The organism is Paenibacillus hodogayensis (assembly GCF_039536325.1).
Classification (GTDB): Bacteria; Bacillota; Bacilli; order Paenibacillales; family NBRC-103111; genus Paenibacillus_AB; species Paenibacillus_AB hodogayensis.
Genome location: NZ_BAAAYO010000008.1, coordinates 182,616 through 207,327, shown reverse-complemented (window position 1 = coordinate 207,327; position 24,712 = coordinate 182,616). Strand labels below are relative to the sequence as shown.

At 55.4% G+C, this 24,712-nt stretch carries 24 protein-coding genes; all 24 read left to right on the top strand.

Going from position 1 to position 24,712, the window contains the following annotated elements; all coding sequences use genetic code 11:
• Positions 1–175 precede the first annotated feature (175 nt).
• Positions 176–1,213, top strand: coding sequence for a polysaccharide deacetylase family protein (locus ABD796_RS16720; RefSeq protein WP_344909424.1), 1,038 nt, complete (start codon positions 176–178; stop codon positions 1,211–1,213).
• 122 nt (positions 1,214–1,335) lie between these two features.
• A complete protein-coding gene (locus ABD796_RS16715; protein WP_344909422.1) occupies positions 1,336–2,589 on the top strand; it encodes a M16 family metallopeptidase in 1,254 nt (417 codons plus the stop codon).
• Entirely contained in the window at positions 2,579–3,028 is a 450-nt protein-coding gene (dut, locus tag ABD796_RS16710; protein WP_344909420.1) for a dUTP diphosphatase, read from the top strand. Before ABD796_RS16715 ends, dut begins: the two co-directional genes overlap by 11 nt.
• Before the next feature lie 163 nt (positions 3,029–3,191).
• A complete protein-coding gene (gene dpsA, locus ABD796_RS16705) occupies positions 3,192–4,091 on the top strand; it encodes a dipicolinate synthase subunit DpsA (RefSeq protein WP_344909418.1) in 900 nt (299 codons plus the stop codon).
• Entirely contained in the window at positions 4,088–4,690 is a 603-nt protein-coding gene (locus ABD796_RS16700) for a dipicolinate synthase subunit B (protein ID WP_344909416.1), read from the top strand. Before dpsA ends, ABD796_RS16700 begins: the two co-directional genes overlap by 4 nt.
• 36 nt (positions 4,691–4,726) lie before the next feature.
• Positions 4,727–5,773 (top strand): aspartate-semialdehyde dehydrogenase, encoded by a 1,047-nt coding sequence (locus ABD796_RS16695; protein ID WP_344909414.1) that lies wholly within the window; start codon positions 4,727–4,729, stop codon positions 5,771–5,773.
• A 55-nt stretch (positions 5,774–5,828) separates the two neighbouring features.
• Positions 5,829–7,049, top strand: a complete 1,221-nt coding sequence (dapG, locus tag ABD796_RS16690; protein ID WP_344909412.1) for an aspartate kinase — start codon at positions 5,829–5,831, stop codon at positions 7,047–7,049.
• Between the two features lie 22 nt (positions 7,050–7,071).
• Positions 7,072–7,953 carry a 4-hydroxy-tetrahydrodipicolinate synthase gene (dapA, locus tag ABD796_RS16685; RefSeq protein WP_344909410.1) on the top strand — a complete coding sequence of 294 codons (882 nt, stop codon included), beginning with the start codon at positions 7,072–7,074 and terminating at the stop codon, positions 7,951–7,953.
• Between the two features lie 205 nt (positions 7,954–8,158).
• Positions 8,159–9,835, top strand: a complete 1,677-nt coding sequence (locus ABD796_RS16680; protein ID WP_344909408.1) for a ribonuclease J — start codon at positions 8,159–8,161, stop codon at positions 9,833–9,835.
• A gap of 203 nt (positions 9,836–10,038) precedes the next feature.
• Positions 10,039–10,782, top strand: coding sequence for a ClpP family protease (locus ABD796_RS16675; protein ID WP_344909406.1), 744 nt, complete (start codon positions 10,039–10,041; stop codon positions 10,780–10,782).
• Positions 10,779–10,997 (top strand): YlzJ-like family protein, encoded by a 219-nt coding sequence (locus tag ABD796_RS16670; RefSeq protein ID WP_344909404.1) that lies wholly within the window; start codon positions 10,779–10,781, stop codon positions 10,995–10,997. The genes ABD796_RS16675 and ABD796_RS16670 overlap by 4 nt, the downstream gene beginning before the upstream one ends.
• Before the next feature lie 188 nt (positions 10,998–11,185).
• Positions 11,186–13,753 (top strand): FtsK/SpoIIIE family DNA translocase, encoded by a 2,568-nt coding sequence (locus tag ABD796_RS16665; RefSeq protein ID WP_344909402.1) that lies wholly within the window; start codon positions 11,186–11,188, stop codon positions 13,751–13,753.
• A 181-nt stretch (positions 13,754–13,934) separates the two neighbouring features.
• Positions 13,935–14,729, top strand: a complete 795-nt coding sequence (gene sleB / locus ABD796_RS16660) for a spore cortex-lytic enzyme (protein ID WP_344909400.1) — start codon at positions 13,935–13,937, stop codon at positions 14,727–14,729.
• A gap of 142 nt (positions 14,730–14,871) precedes the next feature.
• Positions 14,872–16,152 carry an EF-P 5-aminopentanol modification-associated protein YfmF gene (gene yfmF, locus ABD796_RS16655; protein WP_344910290.1) on the top strand — a complete coding sequence of 427 codons (1,281 nt, stop codon included), beginning with the start codon at positions 14,872–14,874 and terminating at the stop codon, positions 16,150–16,152.
• Positions 16,153–16,155: 3 nt separating this feature from the next.
• Complete coding sequence (yfmH, locus tag ABD796_RS16650) at positions 16,156–17,442, top strand: EF-P 5-aminopentanol modification-associated protein YfmH (protein ID WP_344909398.1); 1,287 nt, start codon at positions 16,156–16,158, stop codon at positions 17,440–17,442.
• Entirely contained in the window at positions 17,439–18,191 is a 753-nt protein-coding gene (gene ymfI, locus ABD796_RS16645; RefSeq protein ID WP_344909396.1) for an elongation factor P 5-aminopentanone reductase, read from the top strand. The genes yfmH and ymfI overlap by 4 nt, the downstream gene beginning before the upstream one ends.
• Before the next feature lie 113 nt (positions 18,192–18,304).
• Positions 18,305–18,556 (top strand): DUF3243 domain-containing protein, encoded by a 252-nt coding sequence (locus ABD796_RS16640; RefSeq protein ID WP_344909394.1) that lies wholly within the window; start codon positions 18,305–18,307, stop codon positions 18,554–18,556.
• A gap of 144 nt (positions 18,557–18,700) precedes the next feature.
• Positions 18,701–19,468: a DUF3388 domain-containing protein gene (locus ABD796_RS16635; RefSeq protein ID WP_344909392.1), complete on the top strand. Its 768-nt coding sequence runs from the start codon at positions 18,701–18,703 to the stop codon at positions 19,466–19,468.
• Positions 19,469–19,519: 51 nt separating this feature from the next.
• Positions 19,520–20,401 (top strand): helix-turn-helix domain-containing protein, encoded by an 882-nt coding sequence (locus tag ABD796_RS16630; protein WP_344909390.1) that lies wholly within the window; start codon positions 19,520–19,522, stop codon positions 20,399–20,401.
• A 71-nt stretch (positions 20,402–20,472) separates the two neighbouring features.
• On the top strand, positions 20,473–20,634 hold the full coding sequence (locus ABD796_RS16625) for a hypothetical protein (protein WP_344909388.1): 162 nt from the start codon (positions 20,473–20,475) through the stop codon (positions 20,632–20,634).
• A gap of 128 nt (positions 20,635–20,762) precedes the next feature.
• On the top strand, positions 20,763–21,254 hold the full coding sequence (locus ABD796_RS16620) for a YajQ family cyclic di-GMP-binding protein (protein WP_344909386.1): 492 nt from the start codon (positions 20,763–20,765) through the stop codon (positions 21,252–21,254).
• A gap of 93 nt (positions 21,255–21,347) precedes the next feature.
• A complete protein-coding gene (gene rimO / locus ABD796_RS16615; protein ID WP_344909384.1) occupies positions 21,348–22,676 on the top strand; it encodes a 30S ribosomal protein S12 methylthiotransferase RimO in 1,329 nt (442 codons plus the stop codon).
• Positions 22,673–23,251: a CDP-diacylglycerol--glycerol-3-phosphate 3-phosphatidyltransferase gene (gene pgsA, locus ABD796_RS16610; RefSeq protein WP_344909382.1), complete on the top strand. Its 579-nt coding sequence runs from the start codon at positions 22,673–22,675 to the stop codon at positions 23,249–23,251. Before rimO ends, pgsA begins: the two co-directional genes overlap by 4 nt.
• 48 nt (positions 23,252–23,299) lie before the next feature.
• Positions 23,300–24,550, top strand: a complete 1,251-nt coding sequence (locus tag ABD796_RS16605; RefSeq protein WP_344909380.1) for a competence/damage-inducible protein A — start codon at positions 23,300–23,302, stop codon at positions 24,548–24,550.
• The last annotated feature ends 162 nt before the right edge of the window (positions 24,551–24,712 follow it).

Below are 24,712 nucleotides of genomic sequence, written 5' to 3'. Positions count from 1 at the left end.
AGTCTGTCTCTTTTTTTCATGGCGACTTTCCGGACAGGCTTCGGCCAGAACCTCGTCCTATTGGTGCCAAAAGGAGCCTGACGGCTCGTTTTTCTTCTGTTTCCGTCCAGCTTGGACATATCCCCGGCCAGTCCGTCATACATATGGTACAAACTTACGGATCGGGGTATGCCTAATGAAAAAGAAGAGAAATCAATGGTTTTTCGTCGGGGGAACGTTCGCCCTTGTCACTTGGGGATTGCTCAGTTCCAGCCACATGGACGCTTTTATTCGCTCCCTTGACGGCCGTTCCGGAACGGCATACCGCGTCGTGCAGCCGGTACCGGACAACTTCGGCGCGTCCGCTCCCGCGACCATGACCAATATGCCGAATGCCGAGCAGCTCCGCTCCTCGATTGAGGAAGAAGCGCAGAAGCGCAGGGAAGCTCCGATCGACGCCAAGCTGGACCGCGTCTGGAAAGCGATTCCAGGCTACAACGGTCTGGAAATCGATGTCGAAGCGACGTGGAAGCGGGCGCACCAGGAAGGGATCGAGAAAGGCATTCCTTATGTATATAAGGAAATACCGCCGCAAGTCCGGCTGGAGGACCTCGGGGCCCAGCCGATCTACAAGGGCAATCCGCAGAAGCGGATGGCCTCGCTCATGATTAACGTAGCCTGGGGCAACGAATTTATCGGACCAATGCTGGACATTTTGGAGAAAGAGCAGGTGCGGGCAACGTTTTTTTTCGACGGCTCCTGGCTGTCCAAAAACATAGATACCGCCAAAACGATTCAGGCGAAAGGCCACGAGATGTCCAATCACGCCTATACGCACAAAAATATGAGCAAGCTCGGGCGGGAGGACAACCGCAAGGAAATCGAGCAGACCCAGAAGCTGCTCAAGGAGCAGCTTGGCGTCGACAACGTCCTGTTCGCTCCTCCATCCGGGGATTTCAGCGATTTGACGGTCAAGGTAGCCCATGAATTGAATTTGAAAACGATTCTATGGACGCTCGATACGGTCGACTGGATGAAGCCCACCTCGGACTCGATCGTGCGCAAAATAGCGGCAAGGGTCGAGCCGGGCTCGCTGATCCTGATGCATCCGACCGCTTCGTCCTCCGGGGCGCTGCAGGGAATGATCCGAACGATCAAGCAAAAAGGGCTCGCTCTCGGGACCGTTTCCGAATTAATCTCCTCCGACCGCGTTCCAAAGGTTGAGCCCGACTGATATTTTTGTTACTATCATGGAAGTACCTGATCCGAACCGTCGTCGTCCTATGCGATAACGTATTCATCCCATGTCGAAGTATTCGGAACATTTACGTTTCCATAATAAGGGGGAGCCCCATTTTGATTAAAAAGACGTTGAGCAACGGATTGCGAATCGTCGCCGAGCCCATACCGACGTACCGTTCCGTTTCGTTCGGAATATGGATCAAGACCGGTTCTCGCCACGAGACCGCGGCGAACAGCGGTATTTCGCATTTCATCGAACACATGTTGTTTAAAGGCACGGACCGGTACTCGGCCAAAGATATTGCCGAAATTTTCGACGGCATCGGCGGCAACGTGAACGCTTTTACCGCCAAGGAGTACACGTGCTATTACGCCAAAGTGCTCGACACGCATTTGCCGCTGGCCGTCGACGTGCTGTCCGACATGTTTTTCAATTCCAAGTTCGATCAAGCCGAGCTGGACAAGGAACGCAACGTCATTCTGGAAGAAATATCGATGTATGACGATACGCCGGACGACCTCGTGCACGATTTGATCGCGCGGGCCTCGTACCAAGATCACGCTCTGGCGTATTCGATTCTCGGCACGGAGCAAAACCTGCGGGCCATGCAGCCGGATACGCTGCGCCAATATATGAATGACCATTATTCCATACCCAATACCGTCATTTCCTTGGCCGGCAATATCGATGAAAGTGTCATCGATCTGATGGAGCGCCACTTCGGGGCGTTCCGCAACAAGGGGACGGCAAGCTCGCTGATCGCTCCCGAATTTACCGGAGAGTCGTTGTTCCATGCGAAAAAAACCGAGCAAAACCATATTTGCCTGTCATTGCCGGGATGCTCCATGCAAGATCCGATGCTGTATCCGATGATTTTGCTCAATAACCTGATCGGCGGCGGAATGAGTTCGTATTTGTTCCAGGAAATCCGCGAGAAACGCGGGTTGGCCTATTCGGTGTATTCCTACCATACGGCGCATATCGACAGCGGTGCGTTTACGATCTATATGGGCACGGCGCCGAAGCAGACGGACGAGGTGCTCAAAGTGACGATGGACGTCCTGCAGGGCGTGGCACAGAACGGTCTGTCCGAGGAGGAGCTGCGCAAGGGCAAGGAACAGCTGAAGGGAAGCTTCATCTTGAGTCTGGAAAGCACAAGCAGCCGGATGAACCGTCTCGGCAAAAACGAGCTGATGCTCGGCAGGCACCATACGCTCGATGAAATATTGAATATGATCGATTCCGTTTCCCGGGAAGAAATCCGTCAGCTGGTGGACCGGTTGTTCGCCAAGCCGTTCGCGCTGGCCATGGTCGGGAAGTCGGATAAAGCAATACAGTCGTTCAGGAGGGATTCGCTTGTCATATGAAGTTAGGCTGAAACGGCTGCCAGGCAACGAGGACGTGCCAATTCCGCAAAAAATGTCCGATCTGGCCAGCGGCTTCGATCTGTACGCCGCAGCGGCGGAGCCGATTACTTTACAGCCGGGGGAACGCACGCTGGTCCCGACCGGTATCGCTATCGCCATGCCGGCAGAACTGGAAGCCCAAATCCGGCCGCGCAGCGGCTTGGCTCTGAAGCACGGCATTACATGCTTGAACTCGCCGGGAACGATCGATGCCGATTACCGGGGGGAAATCAAAGTGCTGCTGGTCAATTTGGGCCAGTCCGCCTTTACGATCGAGCGCAAAGAACGGATCGCCCAGATGGTGTTCCAGGTCGTTCCGTCCGTACGGCTTGAAGTAGTGGCCGAGTTGGACGATACCGTCCGCGGTGCCGGCGGCTTCGGCCATACGGGCAAGCAGTAACGGGCTTCTTCAAAAACGCCTTTCCTTATAATGGAAGGAAGGCGTTTTTTTTGCGTCTATTCCGGTACGTGCACTCCGTGGCGAAAGGCCGGGTTGGGCTGTAACCCATCGTCTTGTCCGCGCATAGGATGTCGTATATTCGAAGCGCGAAAGGGGTGCAAACATGCTGACCGGGATTCAAGTTGCCCTGATCGGGGGAGACGCACGCCAGTTGGAAGTCATTCAGAAGTTTTCCGAGCTGGACGCGTCCGTCACTCTGATCGGGTTCGACAATCTGCAACATGTGTTCAGCGGGGTTACGAAGGTGGCGTTGTCTCCGCAAGCGTTGGAAAAGTCGGATGCGGTCATTCTGCCCGTGGTCGGGACCGACGACACCGGCGCCGTCGAGTCCATCTTCTCCACTTCCGATATAGCAATCAGGGACGAACATCTGCTCGCGCTTCCCTCGCATGCGAAGCTGTACACCGGGATGGCAAAGCCATATTTGAAGAAGCTGTGTTCGGAGCATAACATCGAGCTGATCGAGCTGCTGGACCGCGACGATGTCGCCATTTACAATTCCATTCCGACCGCGGAAGGCGCGCTCATGATGGCGATCCAGAACACGGACATCACGATTCACGGCTCGAGCTGCATGGTGCTCGGTCTGGGGCGTACCGGTCTGACCATGGCCCGCACGCTTCAGGGACTGGGTGCCCATGTGAAGGTCGGCATCCGTAAACCGGAGCATTTCGCACGTGCTTGGGAGATGGGTTTTTCGCCTTTTTATTTGGGCGAATTGTCGAATCAGGTGACCAATATCGACTTGCTTTTTAATACGATTCCGACTATGATAGTCACAGCGCAAATTATTGCCAACATGCCGCACCGGGCGGTTATTATCGACCTTGCGTCGAAGCCCGGCGGAACCGATTTCCGCTTCGCGGAAAAACGGGGCGTGAAGGCCATGCTCGCACCAGGACTTCCCGGAATCGTCGCACCGAAGACAGCTGGACGGATTATTGCGAATACCGTAGCCCAGCTGATTATGGATGACGTAACAACCGGGAGGAATGCCCAATGAATTGGACAGGGAAAACGGTCGGCTTCGCCTTGACCGGTTCTCATTGCACGTTTGCCGAGACGATGCCGCATATTCAGCGTTTTGTCGATGCCGGGGCGAGAGTCATCCCGATCGCGTCGCAGACGTTAATGTCGACGGATACCCGTTTTGGCACATCGGAAAACTGGCAGAAGCAGTTGAAAGAAATTACCGGAAATGATATCATCTCCTCCATTGTGGACGCCGAGCCGCTCGGTCCCTCCAAATTGCTTGATGTGATGCTGATCGCGCCGTGTACCGGCAATACGACGAGCCGTTTGGCTAACGCGATGACGGATAGCGCCGTGCTCATGGCGGCCAAAGCGCAGATGCGTAACCAGCGTCCGCTCGTATTGGCTATTTCCACGAACGACGGTCTCGGTCTGAACGCCGCTAATATCGCCAAGCTTCTCGTAGCAAAAAACATTTATTTCGTCCCGTTCGGTCAAGACAATCCGGCGCAGAAGCCGAATTCGCTCGTGGCGCGGATGGACTTGATCGTGGACACGTGTGCAGCGGCCTTGGAGGGCAAACAGCTTCAACCGCTTTTAATCGAGAGGTTCCAGGATATTATCTCATAGTCATTATTCTAAAACTTATAAGGGGAGAACCAAGTCATGTCGAACCAAAAACTTTTTAATGTCGCTGTAGTCGGTGCAACCGGCGCGGTCGGAGAGCAAATCATCCGCCTGCTGGCCGAACGGGATTTTCCGGTGAACGAGCTGAAGCTGCTTTCGTCCGCGCGTTCCGCCGGCACGAAAAAGAAGTTCAAAGACCGCGAAATAACGATCGAGGAAGCGACACCCGAAAGTTTTAAAGGGATCGATATCGCTTTGTTCAGCGCGGGCGGCGACATCAGTCGCAAGCTCGTGCCCCATGCGGTAGAGCAAGGCGCTGTCTGCATCGACAATACAAGCGCTTTCCGGATGGACCCGGAAACGCCGCTTGTCGTGCCGGAGGTCAACATCGACAAGATCAGCGAGCATAAAGGCGTCATTGCCAACCCGAATTGCTCCACCATCCAGATGGTTGCCGCTCTGAAGCCGTTGTACGACCGTTACGGCATATCCCGCATTATCGTATCCACTTATCAGGCGGTATCGGGAGCCGGAGCAAAGGCGATTCAGGAAATGGAGCGCCAGTCGAAGGAAGTGCTGGAAGGCCGAGAGGCCAATCCGGATATTTTGCCCGTGTCCTCGTTGCCGGTCAAACACCAAATCGCATTCAACGCCATTCCGCAAATCGACAAGTTTACGGAAAACGGCTTTACTTATGAAGAAATGAAAATGATAGACGAAACGAAAAAAATCATGAGCGACGCTACGCTCGAAGTAACGGCCACTTGTGTGCGGATCCCTGTCGTGTACGGACATTCCGAATCCGTCTATGTCGAGTTGAAGGAAGATTTCGAGGTGGCCGACGTCAAGTCGCTGCTGGCCGAAGCGCCGGGCATCGAGCTCGTGGACAGCCCGGAAGAACAGCTGTATCCGCTTGCGACCGATGCCGCCGGCAAGCTGGAAACGTTTGTCGGACGGGTACGTCGCGACTTGTCCAATCCGCGCGCGCTCAACATGTGGATCGTGTCGGATAATTTGCTGAAGGGCGCCGCTTGGAACGCCGTGCAGATTGCCGAGTATATCGCCATCGAGCAAAAAGAAGTGTAATCCGGATGAAGGGAACCGCGGGAGCGGTTCCGACAACCGGCCTGGAGGGAAGCTGATGCGTACCTTGGTACAGAAGTTCGGCGGAACTTCCCTCTCCGACGCCCGGGCCAGATCTTATGCCATCGGTCATATCAAGCGTGCCTTGGCCGATTCGTACCACCTTGTCGTAGTCGTTTCCGCAATGGGCAGAAAAGGGGAGCCGTACGCCACCGATTCATTGCTGGAGCTTGTTCGTTTGAACGGCAACCGCATTCCCGCAAGAGAAAAAGATTTATTGCTGCACTGCGGAGAAGTGATTTCCGCAGCGCTTATGTGCAGTCTGCTGGAAGCCGAGCAGATTCCGGCCACCGTCCTGACCGGAGCGCAGGCGGGAATCCGCACGAACGACCGGTACGGCGACGCCCGCATCGAATCGATCCAACCTTCCCGTATCGTGCAGGCTTTGTCCGAGGGGAAGGTTGTGATCGTTCCCGGCTTTCAGGGAGAAACCGCGCAAGGCGACATCACAACGCTGGGGCGGGGCGGAAGCGATACGACCGCTACGGCGCTCGGCTCCGCTCTACGCGCGGAGTTTGTGGACATCTTCACGGACGTCAGCGGTATTTTTACCGCAGATCCGCGTATCGTCAGCAAAGCTAAGCCGATTGAACGGGTGACGTATGCGGAGATATGCAATATGGCTTATCAAGGCGCCAAAGTGATCCATCCGCGCGCGGTGGAGGTCGCCATGGAAGCCGGCATCCCCATACGGGTACGCTCCACATTCTCCGACGATGAAGGCACGCTGGTCACACGCGCCGATGACGTCAGGTTGCCCGACGCCCGGTTGAAGGACCGCTTCGTGACGGGAATCGCTCACGTGTCGCCGATTACGCAGATTAAGGTAGCGGCGCAGGAAGGGCAGTACGACCTGTCTTTGAACGTGTTCAAGGCGATGGCCCAACGGCAGATCAGCGTTGATTTTATCAATGTCAATGTATCCGGCGTCTCGTATACGGTGTTTCATCATGAAACGGAGCGGGCCGCATCCGTGCTGAATGGCTTAGGCTATACGCCCGAATACGTTACCGGCTGCGCTAAAGTGTCGATCATCGGCGGGGGAATGAATGGGGTTCCGGGCATTATGGCTCGTATCGTCGAAGCGCTTACTATGATCGACATTCCGATCCTGCAGTCGGCCGATTCGAATGCCACGATCTGGGTGCTGGTGAAGGAGACGGACATGGAGGAAGCGATCCGCGCGCTGCATCATTCGTTTCAGCTGGATAAACCATAGAAGCTTTTAGGAGGAACTTGTAGTGGATTTCGGAAGAGTCATTACCGCCATGGTCACCCCGTTCGATTCGCAGCTTCAGGTCGACTGGGCTCAAACGAGAAAGCTGATTGATTTTCTGATCGAGGAGCAGCAAGCAGACAGTCTAGTCGTCTGCGGGACTACGGGGGAATCTCCGACGCTTACCGACGAGGAGAAAATCGGCCTGTTTAAGCTGGCGGTCGAGCAGGCGAGAGGCCGCTGCCGCATCATTGCCGGCACAGGCAGCTACGATACGGCGCATACGATTCATCTGACGAAAGAAGCCGAGGCTGCGGGAGTCGACGGCGTGCTGCTTGTCGCTCCTTATTACAATAGACCTTCGCAAGAAGGCATCTACGAGCATTTCAAGGCGGCTGCGCAAGCGACGAAGCTGCCGGTCATGCTGTACAACATCCCTTCGCGTACGGGCATCAACGTATCCGCCGCCACGACGCTGAAACTCGCTCAACTGCCGAATGTCGTCGCTTCGAAGGAAGCCCATGGCGACTTTGATCTGCTGTCGGAGCTGACCGCCCATGCGCCTGACGGCTTCAAGGTATACAGCGGCGATGATATTTTGACGCTTCCGATGCTTTCCGTCGGGGCATACGGGATCGTCAGCGTAGCCGGGCATGTGATTGGCAAGGAAATGAAGCAAATGGTGAATTCGTTCGTGAACGGAGACGTGCAGCAGGCGATCCAGTGGCATGCCAAGCTTCGCCCCGTATTCCACGGGCTGTTCAACTGCCCTCACCGCGTGCCGAACCCGGTTCCGGTCAAGTACGCGCTCGGCTTGCACGGATTGCCCGTAGGCGGCGTCCGCCTGCCGCTCCTGCAAGCTACGGAGGAAGAGGGACGTTTTATCGAGGAGCTTTTCCGGAAGTAAACAATCGAACCCAAAGCCGATGCCGACAAGCATCGGTTTTTTGTTTTTCGGTTACGCTAAGAGCACGGCAAGAAAACGGTTAAACGACGCGACTTGTATTCGCCTATCCGATTCATGTATAATGGATCACAAGTGACTGGTTCGGGTTATCTTTGGTCTGGGAATATATAAAGATCGTCGTCAAAAAAACCTAGGAGGGTTAGACTTGTCAAAAAAAAATATAGATAAAGTATCCATTTTCGCTCTGGGCGGCGTGGGCGAAATCGGAAAAAACATGTATGTCGTGCAGTATGCCAACGACATTGTCGTTATCGATTCCGGATTGAAGTTCCCGGAGGAGGACATGCTCGGCATTGATATCGTTATCCCCGATATCTCGTATTTAACGGAGAACCGCGATAAAGTCAGAGGGATTTTGATTACGCACGGCCATGAGGATCACATCGGCGGTTTGCCATACATTTTGCGCTCCCTGAACGTTCCGGTTTACGGTACCAAGCTGACGCTTGGCCTGATCGAGGGCAAGCTGAAGGAAGCGAACTTGCTCGGCGAAACGAAACGAATTTTGATCAACGCAGATTCGGAAGTGCAGCTCGGTACGATGAAGGCTACGTTCTTCAAAACGAATCACAGCATTCCCGATTCGGTCGGCGTCTGCCTCGATACTCCGGAAGGACTCGTCGTTCATACGGGGGACTTCAAATTCGATCAGACACCGGTCAACGATCAATACGCCGATTTGCATAAAATGGCCGACATCGGCAGCCGTGGCGTTCTTGCCCTGCTGTCCGACAGTACCAACGCCGAGCGTGCGGGTTACACCGGCTCGGAGCGTACGGTCGGGGTGGAGCTGGAGGAAGTGTTCCGCAAAGCCAAGCAGCGCGTAATCGTTGCCACGTTCGCTTCCAACGTTCACCGGATTCAACAGGTGATCAATGCGGCGGAAACTACGCGCCGGAAGATGGCCGTAATCGGGAGAAGCATGGTCAACGTCGTAAATATCGCAAGCGAGCTCGGCTACTTGCATATTCCGGACGGCATGCTGATCGAGCCGGAAGAAGTGAACAAGCTGGCGGCCGACCGCGTCGTCATTCTGTCCACGGGTAGCCAAGGCGAGCCGATGTCCGCTCTGACGCGGATGGCACGTTCGAATCACCGCAAAGTGGACATCCTGCCTGGCGATACGGTCGTGATTGCGGCTACGCCGATTCCGGGCAACGAACGGTTCGTCGGAAGAACCGTAGACGAATTGTTCCGCATCGGAGCGAACGTCATTTACGGATCGGGCTCGGTGACGGGTGTACACGTATCCGGTCACGGTAGCCAGGAAGAATTGAAGCTGATGCTGAACATCATGAAGCCCAAATATTTCATTCCGATTCACGGCGAGTACCGGATGCTCCGCCAGCACGCTTTGCTGGCCGAGGCGGTCGGCATCGACCGCGAAGATATTTTCATCGTGGACATTGGCGATACGGTGGAAATTCAAGGCGGCATTGCCCGCAGAGGACCGCGCGTCTCCTGCGGCAATGTGCTGATTGACGGGCTGGGCGTCGGCGACGTGGGCAACATCGTATTGCGCGACCGCAAGCTGTTGTCCCAAGACGGCATTCTCGTCGTCGTCGTCACGCTGAGCAAGCAAGACGGTACGATCATGTCCGGACCGGACATCATCTCCCGCGGGTTCGTGTACGTACGCGAATCGGAAGGCTTGCTGGACGAGGCAAACCGGATCGTAAGCAGCACGTTGAACCGGCTTATGGTCGAGAACGTGAATGAGTGGGCTTCGCTCAAAACCCATGTAAAAGATGCACTCGGACGATTTTTATATGAACAAACCCGAAGAAGACCAATGATTTTGCCGATCATTATGGAAGTGTAATGAGGCAGAACGCTAGTCACTGAACCCATTGATACCCGAACACGTTTGAACCAACCCTCCCCGTCCAGACGGGGAGGTTATTTGTTATAATCCGACGAAGCGAGCCCGCATGATGGCGGAGCAAACCTTTACCAACCGGACAAATCGGATAAAAACCGGCAGTCAATTCATACTATGGGAGACAACAGGAGGAGGATTCAGGCATGCCGACGAAACTAACCAACGAAGCGGAGCAACCGCAGCCTCAACCGGAAGTGGCCGACAAAAAGAACGTAGCGATAGAAGCGATCCAGCAGTTGGGTCAGACGATGACTCCGGCAGCGGAATCGAACATTTACTGCATGACGATTATCGGTCAGGTAGAAGGGCATATGGTGCTGCCGCCGCAAAATAAAACGACCAAATACGAACATTTGATCCCCCAACTGGTCGCCGCCGAGCAGAACCCGAAAATCGAGGGTATTCTAATTATTCTCAATACCGTCGGAGGCGACGTGGAAGCCGGGCTGGCGATTGCCGAGATGATCGCTTCGCTATCGAAGCCCAAAGTCACGCTCGTCCTGGGGGGCGGCCATAGCATCGGGGTGCCGATCGCGGTATCGGCCGACTACTCGCTGATCGCCGAAACGGCGACGATGACCATTCACCCGATCCGTCTGAACGGACTGGTCATCGGGGTGCCGCAGACGTTCGAATATTTGGATAAAATGCAGGAGCGGGTGCTGCGCTTCATTACCAGCCATTCGAAAGTGCCGGAGGCGAAGCTGAAAGAGCTGATGTTCAAGACCGGGGAGCTGACCCGGGATATCGGGACGACCGTCATCGGAGCCGATGCGGTTAAGCATGGCCTTATCGATGCGGTGGGCGGGGTAGGCGAAGCGATCAAACAGCTGAATACGCGGATCGATCAGTACCGTGGCGGGACCAAAGGGGCGCTGGTGCAATGATTTTATACACCGTAGTTCCGCTGGAGCAAGTGCTGGAGGGGGCCGATCGGGAGCTTCCCGAGACGACGGAAATGACGATTCATGGCGTGTTGATGCAAATCGAGCAAATCTCCCCTTACCAGGGTAAAATCGTCCGATTGCTTACTCCCGAGCCGGCGCATTATTTGAATCCGGACTACGCCCCCGGCAAACTGATCGACTTTAGGCCGGATTAATAAGAAACGTTTGTCGTATGCTGAAGCTCCACGTCCGCGTGGGGCTCTTTGCTTTGTCGAAAAAAAGCGAACATACGTTTTTTATTTGAGCCGAATTATGGAAAGTATGATATAATAAATACGCTCTTTCGAAGAATGTCCTTGCCCGAATACATAGGAATCCGTTTGGATATGGGAGGTGTGCCGTTTTGGCCAAAAGACGGAAAAAAAGCGGATCGCTCACGACTCAGCTGAAATTCGAACTGTACGGCATCCTCATCCTTATTTTCTCCGTCATCGCTTTGTCTCACGAAGGCTCCGTCGCTCGTTCGCTCATGTATTTGTTTCGTTTCTTTCTCGGGGTGTTCGATTGGGTCGTTCCGATCATCTTCATCTGCATAGGCTTGTACGTGATGATTCGCCGAGGCTGGCCGCACGGATGGACGGCAAGACGATCCGGCGTATTGCTAATCGTGCTGGGCTTCCTGATCATGAACCATATAACGATGTTTCAACTGCTCGATCCGAACGGCGAGATGATGTCGGCACGATGGATCGTCGGCCAGACGTGGTCCAGCCTGATCGACGGGCTGAGTCCGCAAAACAACCAGGTGCTTTCCCACCAGGTGGGAGGCGGGATGATCGGGGCGGTGCTGTATGCGTGCCTGTACTTCCTGTTCGACAATCTGGGGGCGCGGCTGATCGAATATTCGCTGTTCGCCATCGGCTTTATCCTGGTGACCGGTCTTTCTTATGTCGATATGGGAAGCAAAGTAAGACGGCTGTTCCGTGGAAGCGGGCTGCGTCTGAAGGATACGTTCTCGCAAATGTTTCAGTTGATGAAAGCTCCAGAAGGGCCTAAGCCGGTGCGCACGCGCAAGGCGACGCAGCCGCAGGTGCAGCTGGAGGACGACTACGAGGACGAGCTGACCGGACCGGTCGTGATGCGCGAGAAGAAGAAACCGGTCTTTTTCCAGCTGCTGCAAAAGAAGCAGAAGCCTGCCGCAGATACAGAGGACGACGAGCCGCTCGAGGAAGTCGTCTATTCGGCGGACGAGCATAAACGGAAGCCCGCTCCCGTGCTTGACCAAGACGAGGAGGATGAGGAGCAGGCGGAATCCGAGTTTCCCCGTATCCGCGATTTTCAGGAGCATGTCGAGGACGTGGAGGACGAAGGCCCCGGAGAAACGCTCCCGGCGGTTATTCCGGCTATTCCTGCCGCCGTACAGGCGCTTCCGGCTCCCGGTGCGTATCAACAGCCTTCGAATCAAATGAAGATCAAGCTTCCGGTAGAGGGGCAGGGAGAGATCGACGTGACGTTTGCCGCTCCTCCCGAACGTCCTCCGGCCAAGCCTTACGTGCTCCCTTCCTTCTCGCTGCTGGCCAAACCCGGCAATTCCGGCAAAGGCGGCGATGCGGTCGACTATAAATCGATCGCCCGCAAGCTGGAGACGACGCTCGAAAGCTTTGGCGTCCGGACGAAGGTGCTCGATGTCGTCAGAGGACCGGCTGTAACCCGGTACGAAATTATGCCGGACGTCGGCGTGAAGGTGAGCAAGGTCGTCGGGCTTACCGACGATATCGCACTGGCTTTGGCGGCCAAAGATATCCGCATGGAAGCCCCGATTCCCGGCAAGTCGGCCATCGGCATCGAGGTGCCGAACGCGGAGGTCGCGATGGTCACGATGCGCGAGGTGATGGAAAGCTCCGTTTTCCAGGAATCCAGCTCGAAGCTGTCGATCGCCTTCGGGCGCGACATTTCCGGACAAGCCATCGTGGGTAATCTGGCCAAAATGCCCCATCTGCTCGTCGCCGGCGCTACCGGTTCAGGCAAGTCGGTATGCATCAACGGTATCATTACGAGCATTTTGTACAAGGCGAAGCCGGACGAAGTCAAGTTTCTCATGATCGACCCGAAGATGGTCGAGTTGAATATGTATAACGGCATTCCGCACTTGCTCGCTCCGGTCGTCACCGATCCGCGGAGAGCGTCCTTGGCGCTCAAGAAGATCGTCGGCGAGATGGAGAAGCGGTACGAGCTGTTCTCGAAGTACGCTACGCGTAATATCGAAGGTTACAACAACATGATCGCGGAGAAGCAGGAGGGCGGCGAAGCGCTGCCGTATATCGTCGTCATTCTCGACGAGCTGGCCGACTTGATGATGGTTGCAGCCAACGATGTGGAGGATTCCATCTGCCGTCTCGCCCAGAAAGCCAGAGCGGCCGGTATCCATCTGATCATCGCCACCCAGCGTCCTTCGGTTGACGTCATTACCGGGTTGATCAAAGCGAACGTACCGTCGCGGATCGCCTTCGGCGTATCGTCCCAGGTCGATTCCCGGACCATTCTCGATATGGTTGGCGCCGAGAAGCTGCTTGGACGCGGGGACATGCTGTTCCTGCCTGTCGGAGCATCGAAGCCGATCCGGGTCCAGGGCGCGTTTCTGTCCGACCAGGAGGTCGAAGCGATCGTCGACTTCTGCAAAAACCAGGAAGAAGCCATCTATCAGGAGGAAATGGTGCCTGAGGTGGAAGAGCAGTCCGAAGCGGAGGACGAGTACGAGGATGAGCTGTACGATCAAGCGGTTCAGATTGTCGTCGAGGCGAAGCAGGCATCCGTCTCGCTGCTGCAGCGGCGCATGCGCGTCGGCTATGCGCGAGCGGCCCGGCTGATCGACTCCCTCGAAGCGAAAGGGGTCGTCGGCCCGTACGAGGGCAGCAAGCCGCGCGAAGTGCTGTTGACAATGGAGCAGCATAACAACCGGGTTTTATCCTGAGCAGGAAATGCATGCGTTCCGCCTTTACGGCGGGGCGCATTTTTTTGTTCCGTTTCTTCTTGCCGACTTCGATTCCTTTCTTTGAATAAGAAGGCAGGCGCTTTGTCATAATAAGGCGTGAATAAGGGACGTTCGTTCCCAAAGCCCAAATATTCAGCAACGAGGGATGGTTGAGACGCGAATGAACAAGCGATTAGTTGTCATAACAATATGCACCGTACTTTTTTTGCTGGCCGGCATGCAGGTTAAACAGCATTGGCGTTACGAACAAACGTTCGGAAACGCGGAGCTTCGGTATGGACTCAAAGGCGGGGACGTATATGAGCTCCAGGGGCGTTTGAAGATGCTCGGCTTTTACAACGGAGACGTTGACGGGGATTTCGGGTACCAGACACTGCAATCGCTGAAAAACTTTCAGTCCCAGTTCGGCATGAAGGTAGACGGAATCGTCGGCGGCAAAACGAAGGTGAAGCTATGGGAAGCGACCAAGGACTGGTCGCCCGACCGTACCCCCCGCAAAGGGGAAGGACAAGCGTCGGCTCCGACCGCCCCGCAGCCGCAAGCGCCGGCAGCCGAGGCGCCGGCCGGCAATATGTACGCCGGTTCGAATGATTTGGGCTTGTCGGAGGCGGACTTGAATTTGATGGCCAATGCGGTGTATGGAGAGTCCAGAGGCGAGCCGTACGTCGGCCAGATCGCCGTCGCCGCCGTCATTATAAACCGCGTACGCTCGTCCAGCTTCCCGAATACGGTATCCGGCGTTATTTTCCAGCCGGGAGCTTTTACCGCCGTAGCGGACGGACAAATATATTTGACCCCGAACGATGTGGCGAAGAAAGCGGTGCAGGACGCCCTGGCCGGTTACGACCCGTCGGGGGGCTGCCTCTATTACTTCAATCCGGAGACGGCCACCTCCAAATGGATCTGGTCGCGGACTCAGGTGAAGCAGATCGGCAAGCATATCTTTTGCAAGTAAAAACCAAACTGAATAGACAGTCCAAAAAGAAGTAACCGTTCGGTTGCTTCTTCTGTTTCTGGAAGAATATAATGGAAAAGAGGTCGATACAATGGCAGTAGAAACAAGGCAACCATTATTCGAGGAGGGGAGCAAATTGCCGTTGAACAAATCCGCATTCGAGAGGAAAACGGTAGGGAACGTGAGGCTGCACGTCTTGCCCACCGACCAATTTAAGACATACGCCATCTCGGTATACATAGGGACCCCCTTGACCGAATCGACAGTAACGTCGGTTGCGCTGACACCTTTCGTACTGCGCAGAGGAACGGCCAAGCTGCCGGAAACAAAACAGTTCCGGGAGCGCCAAGACGATCTGTACGGAGCCGGCTTCGGCTTCGACGTGTACAAACGCGGCGATTACCAGATCGTTCAATTCCGCATGGACATGATTCACGACGATTTCGTTTCCGACAAGCAATCGATGCTGGAGGAGGCTTTGCGATTCGTCGGAGAAGCGATTACCGATCCGGCGCTCGAGGGCGGCTCTTTCCGCGCCAAGTACGTGGAGGCGGAAAAAGATACGCTCCGCAAGCGGATCGCTGCGGTCATCAACGACAAAATCCGTTACGCGGCGGAGCGAAGCATCGAAGAAATGTGCAAAAACGAGCCATACCGGCTGCCGCCGCTCGGCAAAACGGCCGATCTGGACGCGATTACGCCGCAGTCTCTTCTGGCCGCCTACCGCCAATGGCTGAAAGAGTCGCCGATCGATGTATATGTCGTCGGCAATACGACGTTGGAGCAGGTAGAGCCACTGGTCGAATCCGCCTTCCGCTGGGATCGTTCGACCCTTGCCTCTTACGACCGCAAGATCGCCCATCAAACCGTTGAACAGACGAACACGGTCGTCGAGCGGCTCGATGTGACGCAGGGCAAGCTCAACATGGGCTTGCGCACGTATGTGACGTATGCTGACGACGAATACCCGGCGATGCTGATGTACAATGGCATACTGGGCGGCTATCCGCACTCCAAGCTGTTCCTGAACGTGCGGGAAAAAGAAAGCTTGGCCTATTACGCCTCATCCCGTCTGGACGGACATAAAGGGATTTTGACGATTCAGTCCGGCATCGAATTCGCCAACTACGAGAAAGCCGTCGATATTATCAAGCAGCAGATCGGTTTGATGGCGGAAGGTCAAATCAGCGAGCTGGAAATGTCCCAGACCCGGGCCATGATCGCCAACCAGTTGCGGGAAAGCCAGGACTCTGCTTTCGAAACGATCGCACTTGACTTCAATAACCAACTGTCAGGCAAGTCGCGTACGGCCGACGAACTGATCGCTCAGGTAGAGCAGGTGGACATTGCGGCAATCCGCCGGGTGGCCGAACGAGTAAAGCTCGATACGATTTATTTCCTACGCGACCGGAAGGGGGAATAACGGATGCAGACGATACCTTTTACCCGATTGAAAGAAACGCTTTATCATGAGAAGCTTCCTAACGGGCTGGACGTCTACGTTCTTCCGAAGCCGGGCTTTCATAAAATTTACGCCACGTTTTCTACGAAATACGGCTCGATCGACAATCACTTCCGGGTGGAGGGCAAAGCGGAAACGACGGTGCCGGACGGCATCGCGCATTTTCTCGAGCATAAGATGTTCGAGGAGCCGACCGGCGATATCTTCGCCACCTTCGCCTCGCAAGGCGCTTCAGCCAATGCGTTCACGAGCTTTGACCGAACCGTGTATTTGTTCTCGGCGACGGAGCAGGTAACCGAAAACTTGACGACATTGATTAATTTTGTGCAAAATCCGTACTTCACGGAGCAAAACGTGGAGAAGGAAAAAGGCATCATCGGTCAGGAAATCAACATGTACCGGGACAATCCGGATTGGCGCGTCTACTTCGGCTTGATTGAGGCGCTGTACCGCAAACATCCGGTTCGCATCGATATCGCCGGCACGATCGATTCGATCGCGCAGATTACGAAGGATACGTTGTACGAGTGCTACCATACGTTCTATCACCCGAGCAACATGAGCCTGTTCGTAGTCGGCGGCGTCGAGCCGGAGAGCATCCTGTCGCTGGTGCGCGACAATCAGGCGGCCAAGACGTTCCCGCCTCAGGGCGAAATTCGCCGTTATTTCGAAGAGGAGCCGGAACAGGTGCAGGAGCGCAAAAAGGTGATCGAGCTGCCAGTGTCGCTGCCCAAATGCTTGTTCGGATTCAAGGAGCCGGCCGGCAAGGAAGGCGGAAGCGCGGCATTGAAGCGGGAAATGACGAGCAAGCTCGTGCTGGACGCGCTGCTTAGCCCAAGCTCCCGGCTGTACCAGGAAATGTATGACGACGGCCTGATTTCGGACCAATTCGGTCATGAATACAATGCCAGCGTCAATTACGCATTCTCGGTCATCGGCGGCGACACCCGCAATCCCGACGAGCTGGTGGAACGGGTCAAGGCCGGTCTGGAGCAAGCCAAGGCGGAGGGGATCGACCAGGTGTCGTTCGAACGCAGCAAAAGGAAGAAAATCGGCGGATTTATGCGGATGATGAACTCGCCGGAGGCGATGGCGAACGAATTTACGAAATACGAATTCAAGGACGCGAGCTTGTTCGAGGTGCTGAACGCCTATGAATCGGTAACGCTTGAGGACGCAAACCGCAGGCTTCGCGAGCATGCCGACTTCTCGCGGTTCGCGGTCTCGATCGTGCAAAGCCCCCAAGCATGAGCAAAGCGTTATCCGATACGACCGTCCTCGTCACCGGCGCGAGCCGCGGCATCGGGGCCGCCATCGCGAAGCGGTTCGCCTCGGTGGGGATGAAGGTCGTGATCCATTATTTGAACTCGCATGAAGAAGCCAACGAGACAGCCAGAGCTTGTCTGGCGAATCGCGGGGCCAAGGTATTGACCGTTACCGCGGACGTGCGATCCAGAGAGCAGCTGCAGCGGATGAAAGAGAAGATGGAGAAGCACGATATGGTGCCCGACATCGTCGTCAACAACGCAGGCGTCGCCCACTACGGCATGCTGCAGGACGTCTCCGATCCCGAGTGGGATCGCGTCATGGACGTGAATTTGAAAGGCATGTTTCTGTGTACCCAGCTGTTCATGGACGCCATGGTTAAGCAAAAGTACGGACGAATCATCAATGTATCCTCGGTCTGGGGCATTTCCGGTGCGTCCTGCGAAGTCGTGTATTCGACGGCAAAGGGCGGAGTCAACGCCTTCACGAAGGCGTTGGCCAAGGAGCTGGCGCCTTCGGGCGTGACCGTTAATGCGGTCGCGCCGGGCGTCGTGGAAACCGCGATGAATGCCAATCTGAACACGGCGGAGAAGGAAGCGCTGCAGAACGATATTCCGGCCGGGCGATTTGCGCATCCCGATGAAATTGCTTCGCTCGTCTATTTTATCGCCTTGCCGGAATCCGGGTACATTACCGGTCAAATTATTAGTCCGAATGGCGGATGGCTGACTTGAACGCGTTCCGCACGGATTGTCCCTGAAATTGGCGCTCCTCCGCCGGCATAGCGGGACTGCCAACGGCGCATGCTACAGGTGTTGTTGATCCCACTTCAAGGAGGAGCCTACCCATGGCAACTGTACTGAAAAGCTTTGAGCGCTGGAAGGAATTTTTGTCCGATCGTGTGCAGCAGGCCCATCAAGCCGGGATGAGCGACGAAACGATCGCTAAAATAGCCGCTCAGGTCGGCGATTTTCTGGCGGACAAGATCGATCCCGAGAATAAGGAAGAACGCATTTTGAAGGAATTGTGGGATGTGGCTGACGAGCAAGAGCAAAAAGTGCTGGCCCGTTGCATGGTAAAACTGGTAAACAACGGCTGATTGGATTGGATTAAGGAAAGCCTCCTCTAGCGGGAGGCTTTTAACCCTGTCATGATAACTTTTTTTACGCGAAGCCAGGAGGATATTGGCGAATATTGTAGAATTACTGGTAAGGGCGTACAACCCCGGAAAGGTGAGAATCGGATGGAAACGAAGCAGTGGTACATGGAGTACAAAATACATAAGAACCGCCCGGGGCTTTTGGGCGATATTGCGTCCCTGATGGGGATGCTGGAAATCAACATATTGACGATCAACGGCGTCGAGGACCGTACCCGCGGCATGCTGCTGCAAACAAACGACGACGAAAAAATAGAGTTGATGGGTAAAATGTTGAAAAAAGTGGATAATATTACAGTATCGGCATTGCGCGCGCCGCGGCTCGTGGATATTTTGGCCGTCCGTCACGGCCGGTACATCGAACGCGACTCGGACGACCGCAAAACGTTCCGCTTTACTCGGGACGAACTGGGACTTTTGGTCGATTTTCTGGGCGAAATTTGCAAGAAGGAAGGCAACCAAGTCATTGGCTTGCGGGGGATGCCGCGCGTCGGCAAAACCGAATCGATCATAGCGGGAAGCGTATGTGCCAAGAAGCGCTGGACGTTCGTCTCTTCGACGCTGCTGAGGCAGACGGTGCGGAGTACGATGTCCGAAGACGAAATGAGCCCCAACAACGTGTTCATCATCGACGGGATCGTCTCCACGATCCGTTCCAACGAACGTCACCACATGCTGCTGCGGGAGATCATGGCGATGCCTTCTACGAAAGTGATCGAGCATCCGGATATTTTTATCCGCGAGTCGGAATACACATACGATACGTTCAATGTGATTATCGAGCTGCGCAATTCGCCGGATGAAGAAATCACATACGAAACGTTTACGAATTTCGAGAACGACAAATTTTAAAGCAGGCGGACGATGGACGAATCAATCCCGTCTGCGGGAGGTGATGGAACAGTGTCGGATTTGGGGCAGTTGCTGAAAAAAGCGCGATTGGATCAATCCATTTCCTTGGATCAGCTCGAGGAGATGACGAAAATACGGAAGCGGTATTTGGAAGCGATTGAAGACGGAGATTACAAAATTTTACCTGGCAGCTTTTACGTTCGCGCCTTTATTAAAAGCTATTCGGAAGCGGTGGGGCTCGATCCGAATGAAGTGCTGGGCTTGTACGGCAACGCCATTCCTGCGCCCGTGGCGGAAACGGTAGCGGAACCGATCCGGCGGCGCAAGCGGGATTCGCGAAGCACGGAGAAACTCAGCAAGTGGGCGTCCAATATTTTGATGCTGTCGTTCATCCTGCTCATTCTCGGCATTCTTTATTATTTTATCGGAAACTCTTATTCCGGGGATCAGGGCAAGCAAATCGATCCGAACGATAAAATAACCGAAAAGCGGTCTGACCAGCAAAGCGCGGCGGGAACCAATGCCCCGGGCATCAAGACGGATACCGTAAACCCTCAGCAGAACGGCCAGGCGGTAACGCCGCCACCCAAAACGCCTGTCGTAACGCTGGCCCGTACGGAAAATAATATCGACTATTATACGGTAACCAATGCGGACACCTTGAACGTGCAGCTCACCATCGGGGGGGACGAGTGCTGGCTGAAAATCGATCGGATCGTTCCGGCTACAGCCGACCGCAAGGCGGAGCGGCAGGAGATCGAGCAGAAGCTGTACAAGAAGGGCGATACCCGGGACTGGACAACCGATGCCGGGTTTTTCATCAGAGTCGGCTTCCCGCCGGCCGCTCAAATCGTCGTCAACGGCACCGCCATCCAGCTTGGTTCCGGCAAAAGCGTCAAGCAAGTCCAGATCGATCTGCAAAAGTCCACATGACGCATAATTTCTTCGCTTCCGGGTAAGCTACGGCTACGCAGTTACTTATCCGCTAAAGCGAGGCGAACCGCATGACTACAAGCTGGGTCGTTACGGTGCTCGGCGTTATCGTTGCACTGATCGGCTGGTATTTGGCTCCGAATGCTTGGGGCTACGGGATTTTGGGCTTCGGTCTGGCCCATATCGTGCTCGGCGTTCTGGACATGTTCCGGACACCGGGTCGCGTCCGTTGAAGACAGGGCATTGCAGCAAGCTTACGGGGTGGCAAGGCATTCGCGAATGGGCGGATGTCTTTTTTTCTGCGTACGCGATTGTTATAATGAAGAAGAACTTTATACCGTGAAAGGTGGGGCCCATAAGGATGAGCACGGAAAATTCGTTCGATATCGTTTCCGCGATCGACATGCAGGAGCTGAACAACGCGATCCAGCAGGCGGAGAAGGAAATCGACAACCGCTTCGATTTTAAAGGCTCCAAGAGCAGCATCAAGCTGGAGAAAAACGAACTGGTCGTCGCCTCCGACGACGAATACAAGCTGAACAGCGTGCTGGACGTGCTGCATGCGAAGATGGTCAAGCGGGGCATCTCGCTCAAGAACCTGCAGTACGGCAAAATCGAACCAGCCGCGTCGTCGACGGTGCGCCAGCGGATCGGGCTGAAGCAGGGTATCGATCAGGAAAACGCAAAAAAGATCAATATTCTGATCCGCGATTCTAAGCTGAAAATCAAAAGCCAAATTCAAGGCGACCAGCTTCGCGTAACGGGCAAAAGCCGGGATGATTTGCAGCAGGCGATCCAACTGCTCAAGCGCGCGGATATCGAGCTCGATTTGCAATTCGTCAATTTTCGCTAAAGGCGATGTTCGTTTTTTTGACACCCCAAAGTCGATTGGTTTATACTTGTGTGGATACAAAGGCCGGGAATCGGATGTGGGGGATAGACGTATATGACTGAAAAGGTAAAAGTGGTCACGCTCGGATGCGAGAAAAATCTGGTCGATTCGGAGATTATGTCCGGACTGATCCATCAACGGGGCTACTCGCTTGTTGACGACAAGGACGAGGCAACCGTTATCATCGTCAACACATGCGGATTTATAGACGCGGCGAAGGAAGAGTCGGTCAACACGATTCTGGACTTGGCCGATCTGAAGGAAACCGCGAACTTGAAGGCGCTTATCGTGTCCGGCTGCCTGACGCAGCGGTACAAAAAAGAGCTGATGAACGAGATGCCGGAGATCGACGGAATCGTCGGAACCGGCGACTTCGACAAAATCAACGACATTATCGACGAGGCGCTCGCCGGAAGAAAACCGGTGCTGGTCGGCAACCCGGCCTTCAACTACGAGAAGCAGCTGCCTAGACGGATGAGCACTCCGCGGTATACGGCTTATGTGAAAATCGCCGAGGGCTGCGACAATGCCTGCACGTTCTGCAGCATCCCGATCATGCGCGGCAAGTTCCGCAGCCGCTCGATCGAATCGGTCGTCGCCGAGGCGGAGCAACTCGCCGCCCAGGGCGTGCGCGAGATCAGCCTGATCGCCCAGGATTCCACGAACTACGGGACCGATCTGTACGACGGATTTATGCTCCCGGCTTTGCTGAACCGGGTGACCGAGGTGCCAGGCATCGAATGGGTGCGGCTGCACTATGCGTATCCGGGATTTTTCACGGACGAGCTGATCGAGACGATCGCGACCAACCCGAAAGTGTGCAAATATATCGACATGCCTTTGCAGCATAGCGAGGATACGATTCTGAAGCGGATGCGCCGTCCGGGTCGCCAGCGGGATACGCGCGAGCTTGTCGGCAAAATCCGTGCGCGCATTCCGGACGTCGCTCTGCGCACTTCGCTGATCGTCGGCTTTCCCGGTGAGACCGAGGAAGATTTCGCCAACCTGTGCGAATTCGTCAAAGATATGCGGTTCGACCGCCTCGGCGTGTTCGCTTATTCGAAGGAAGACGACACGCCCGCCGCGCGGCTTCCGAATCAAGTGCCGGAAGACGTGAAGGAATTCCGCGCTACCACGCTAATGGAAATTCAACGGGAAATTTCCCGTCAGGAAAATGGCAAGCGAATCGGCCAGGAGCTGGATGTGCTGATCGAGCGGTACGACGGACGCAATGACGTTTATATCGGACGTTCCGAGTACGACGCTCCGGACGTGGACGGCGAAGTATTCGTATCCCGCTGCACCGCCGGCATCGGCGAAATGCAAAAGGTACGCATCACCCACTCCTTCGAGTTCGATCTCTCCGGGGAGGGAATCGCATGAATTTGGCCAATCGCATAACGGTGGCGAGAATTTTCCTCGTCCCCGTCATTATGTTTTTTTTGCTGGTCAATCTCAATCTGCCACCGATCCGGATCGAGCAATTCAGCATTACCTATAATCAGATCATCGCCGTGCTGATTTTCATTATTGCCGCCAGCACAGACAGTCTCGACGGGTATATCGCCCGCAAGCACAAGCTGATTACGAATTTGGGCAAGCTGCTCGACCCGCTGGCGGACAAGCTCCTTGTATCGGCCGTGCTCGTCTCGCTCGTCGATATGGGAAAGCTGGACGCCTGGATCGCGATCGTCATCATCAGCCGCGAGTTTGCGGTAACCGGACTCCGCTCGATTTGCGCGGCCGAAGGTATCGTACTGGCCGCAAGCAAGCTCGGCAAATGGAAGACCGGAGCGCAAATTACGGCGATCATCGCTTTGCTGATCAACAATTTTCCGTTTGCGTTTCTGGATATTCCGTTCGATCTGATCGCCAGCTGGGTAGCCGCGATCATTACCATTTATTCGGGAATCGATTATTTTGCCAAAAACTGGCATGTCATTCAGTTTGACAATTGACGGCTCGCGCGGGACGCTTCCCGCGTGGCAGAAGGCGGAGTGATACGAATGAAAGCGGAAATCATTGCGGTCGGAACCGAACTGCTGCTTGGCCAAATCGTCAACACCAATGCCCAATACATCGCGCAGGGCTGCGCGGGTATTGGGCTTAACGTTTACTATCAAACCGTTGTAGGCGACAACCGGGAACGGATTCGGCAGGCTTTCACGCTGGCGGCGGAACGCGCCGACGTCGTTATCGTGACGGGCGGTCTCGGGCCGACCCAGGACGATTTGACGAAGGATGCGCTCTCCGAGCTGCTCGGACTGCCCATCTCGATTCACGGGCCTTCGATGGAGAAGATCGAGGCGGTTTTTCGCGACCGCGGATTGGAAATGGTCAAGAGCAACGAACGACAGGCGAACGTGCTCGAAGGAAGCGACCCGCTGCCCAATGACAACGGACTTGCCGTCGGAATCGGCCTGACGAAGGATGGAACCCATTACGTGCTGCTGCCGGGACCGCCAAAGGAAATGAAGCCGATGTTCGACAAACAGGCGATTCCGTGGATTCGCGCGGCGATGGGGGAGGACGCGTCCCCGCTGTACTCCAAAATGCTCAAGTTTGCCGGCATCGGCGAGTCGAGCCTGGAGCATCGGCTGATCGATCTGATCGAAGTCCAGGAAGACCCGACGATTGCGCCGTATGCCAAGGAAGGCGAAGTGAGCATCCGGCTAACGACGAGGGCGACATCCGAAGAGGAGGCCGAGCGGAAGCTGGCCGCTACGGAGCGAGAAATCCGCGCTCGCGTCGGGGAGTACGTGTACGCCGACCGGGATGTGCCAATCGAGCACGAACTGGTGGCGATTTTGACGGCGTCGGGCAAAACCTTGGCGCTGGCGGAAAGCTGCACGGGCGGCATGGTCAGCGAGATGGTGACTGCGGTGCAGGGCAGCTCGGCTGCCTATCGCGGCGGCATCGTATGCTACACGAACGAAGCGAAGCGCGAACTGCTGGGCGTCCCTGCCGAGCTTCTGGAGGGCGAAGATGCCCCCGGCGCGATTAGCGCGCAGACAGCGGTGCTGCTGGCCGAGCAGGCGCTGGAACGGCTTGGAGCGGACTATGCGCTGTCCGTTACCGGGGTGGCCGGACCGGGAGAATCGGAAGGCAAGCCGGTCGGGCTCGTCTATGTCGGCATCGCCGTTCGCGGGAAATCTGCGCAGTCGGCGAAGCTGCAGCTGTCGGGCAATCGTGAGTCGGTACGTCTGAAGGCCGCCAAGCAAGCTTTTTACTTGCTGTGGCAGCAGCTCAAAGCTTGAATGCAACCGCAAAGGGGCAATCGTTGGACTCGGTCTGGCGGGGAAAGAGGGCGGCAGAGGCCTTTTTGCATTCGCCGAAGCGAAACGATCGCCTTGATCGCGATATAAAGAAGCGGTTGCCGTCGGCGGTTCTATGCTATATACTCTATGGTAAGGAACGGA

Excerpts from the sequence above, each read along its gene's own strand:
- ABD796_RS16625 (WP_344909388.1), top strand. The coding sequence starts at position 20,473 with ATGACTACAAGCTGGGTCGTTACGGTGCTCGGCGTTATCGTTGCACTG.
- ABD796_RS16675 (WP_344909406.1), top strand. The coding sequence starts at position 10,039 with ATGCCGACGAAACTAACCAACGAAGCGGAGCAACCGCAGCCTCAACCG.
- ABD796_RS16720 (WP_344909424.1), top strand. The coding sequence starts at position 176 with ATGAAAAAGAAGAGAAATCAATGGTTTTTCGTCGGGGGAACGTTCGCC.
- pgsA (WP_344909382.1), top strand. The coding sequence starts at position 22,673 with ATGAATTTGGCCAATCGCATAACGGTGGCGAGAATTTTCCTCGTCCCC.
- ABD796_RS16670 (WP_344909404.1), top strand. The coding sequence starts at position 10,779 with ATGATTTTATACACCGTAGTTCCGCTGGAGCAAGTGCTGGAGGGGGCC.
- yfmH (WP_344909398.1), top strand. The coding sequence starts at position 16,156 with ATGCAGACGATACCTTTTACCCGATTGAAAGAAACGCTTTATCATGAG.
- ABD796_RS16640 (WP_344909394.1), top strand. The coding sequence starts at position 18,305 with ATGGCAACTGTACTGAAAAGCTTTGAGCGCTGGAAGGAATTTTTGTCC.
- rimO (WP_344909384.1), top strand. The coding sequence starts at position 21,348 with ATGACTGAAAAGGTAAAAGTGGTCACGCTCGGATGCGAGAAAAATCTG.
- ymfI (WP_344909396.1), top strand. The coding sequence starts at position 17,439 with ATGAGCAAAGCGTTATCCGATACGACCGTCCTCGTCACCGGCGCGAGC.
- ABD796_RS16605 (WP_344909380.1), top strand. The coding sequence starts at position 23,300 with ATGAAAGCGGAAATCATTGCGGTCGGAACCGAACTGCTGCTTGGCCAA.
- dpsA (WP_344909418.1), top strand. The coding sequence starts at position 3,192 with ATGCTGACCGGGATTCAAGTTGCCCTGATCGGGGGAGACGCACGCCAG.
- sleB (WP_344909400.1), top strand. The coding sequence starts at position 13,935 with ATGAACAAGCGATTAGTTGTCATAACAATATGCACCGTACTTTTTTTG.
- ABD796_RS16620 (WP_344909386.1), top strand. The coding sequence starts at position 20,763 with ATGAGCACGGAAAATTCGTTCGATATCGTTTCCGCGATCGACATGCAG.
- ABD796_RS16695 (WP_344909414.1), top strand. The coding sequence starts at position 4,727 with ATGTCGAACCAAAAACTTTTTAATGTCGCTGTAGTCGGTGCAACCGGC.
- ABD796_RS16635 (WP_344909392.1), top strand. The coding sequence starts at position 18,701 with ATGGAAACGAAGCAGTGGTACATGGAGTACAAAATACATAAGAACCGC.
- ABD796_RS16700 (WP_344909416.1), top strand. The coding sequence starts at position 4,088 with ATGAATTGGACAGGGAAAACGGTCGGCTTCGCCTTGACCGGTTCTCAT.
- dapG (WP_344909412.1), top strand. The coding sequence starts at position 5,829 with ATGCGTACCTTGGTACAGAAGTTCGGCGGAACTTCCCTCTCCGACGCC.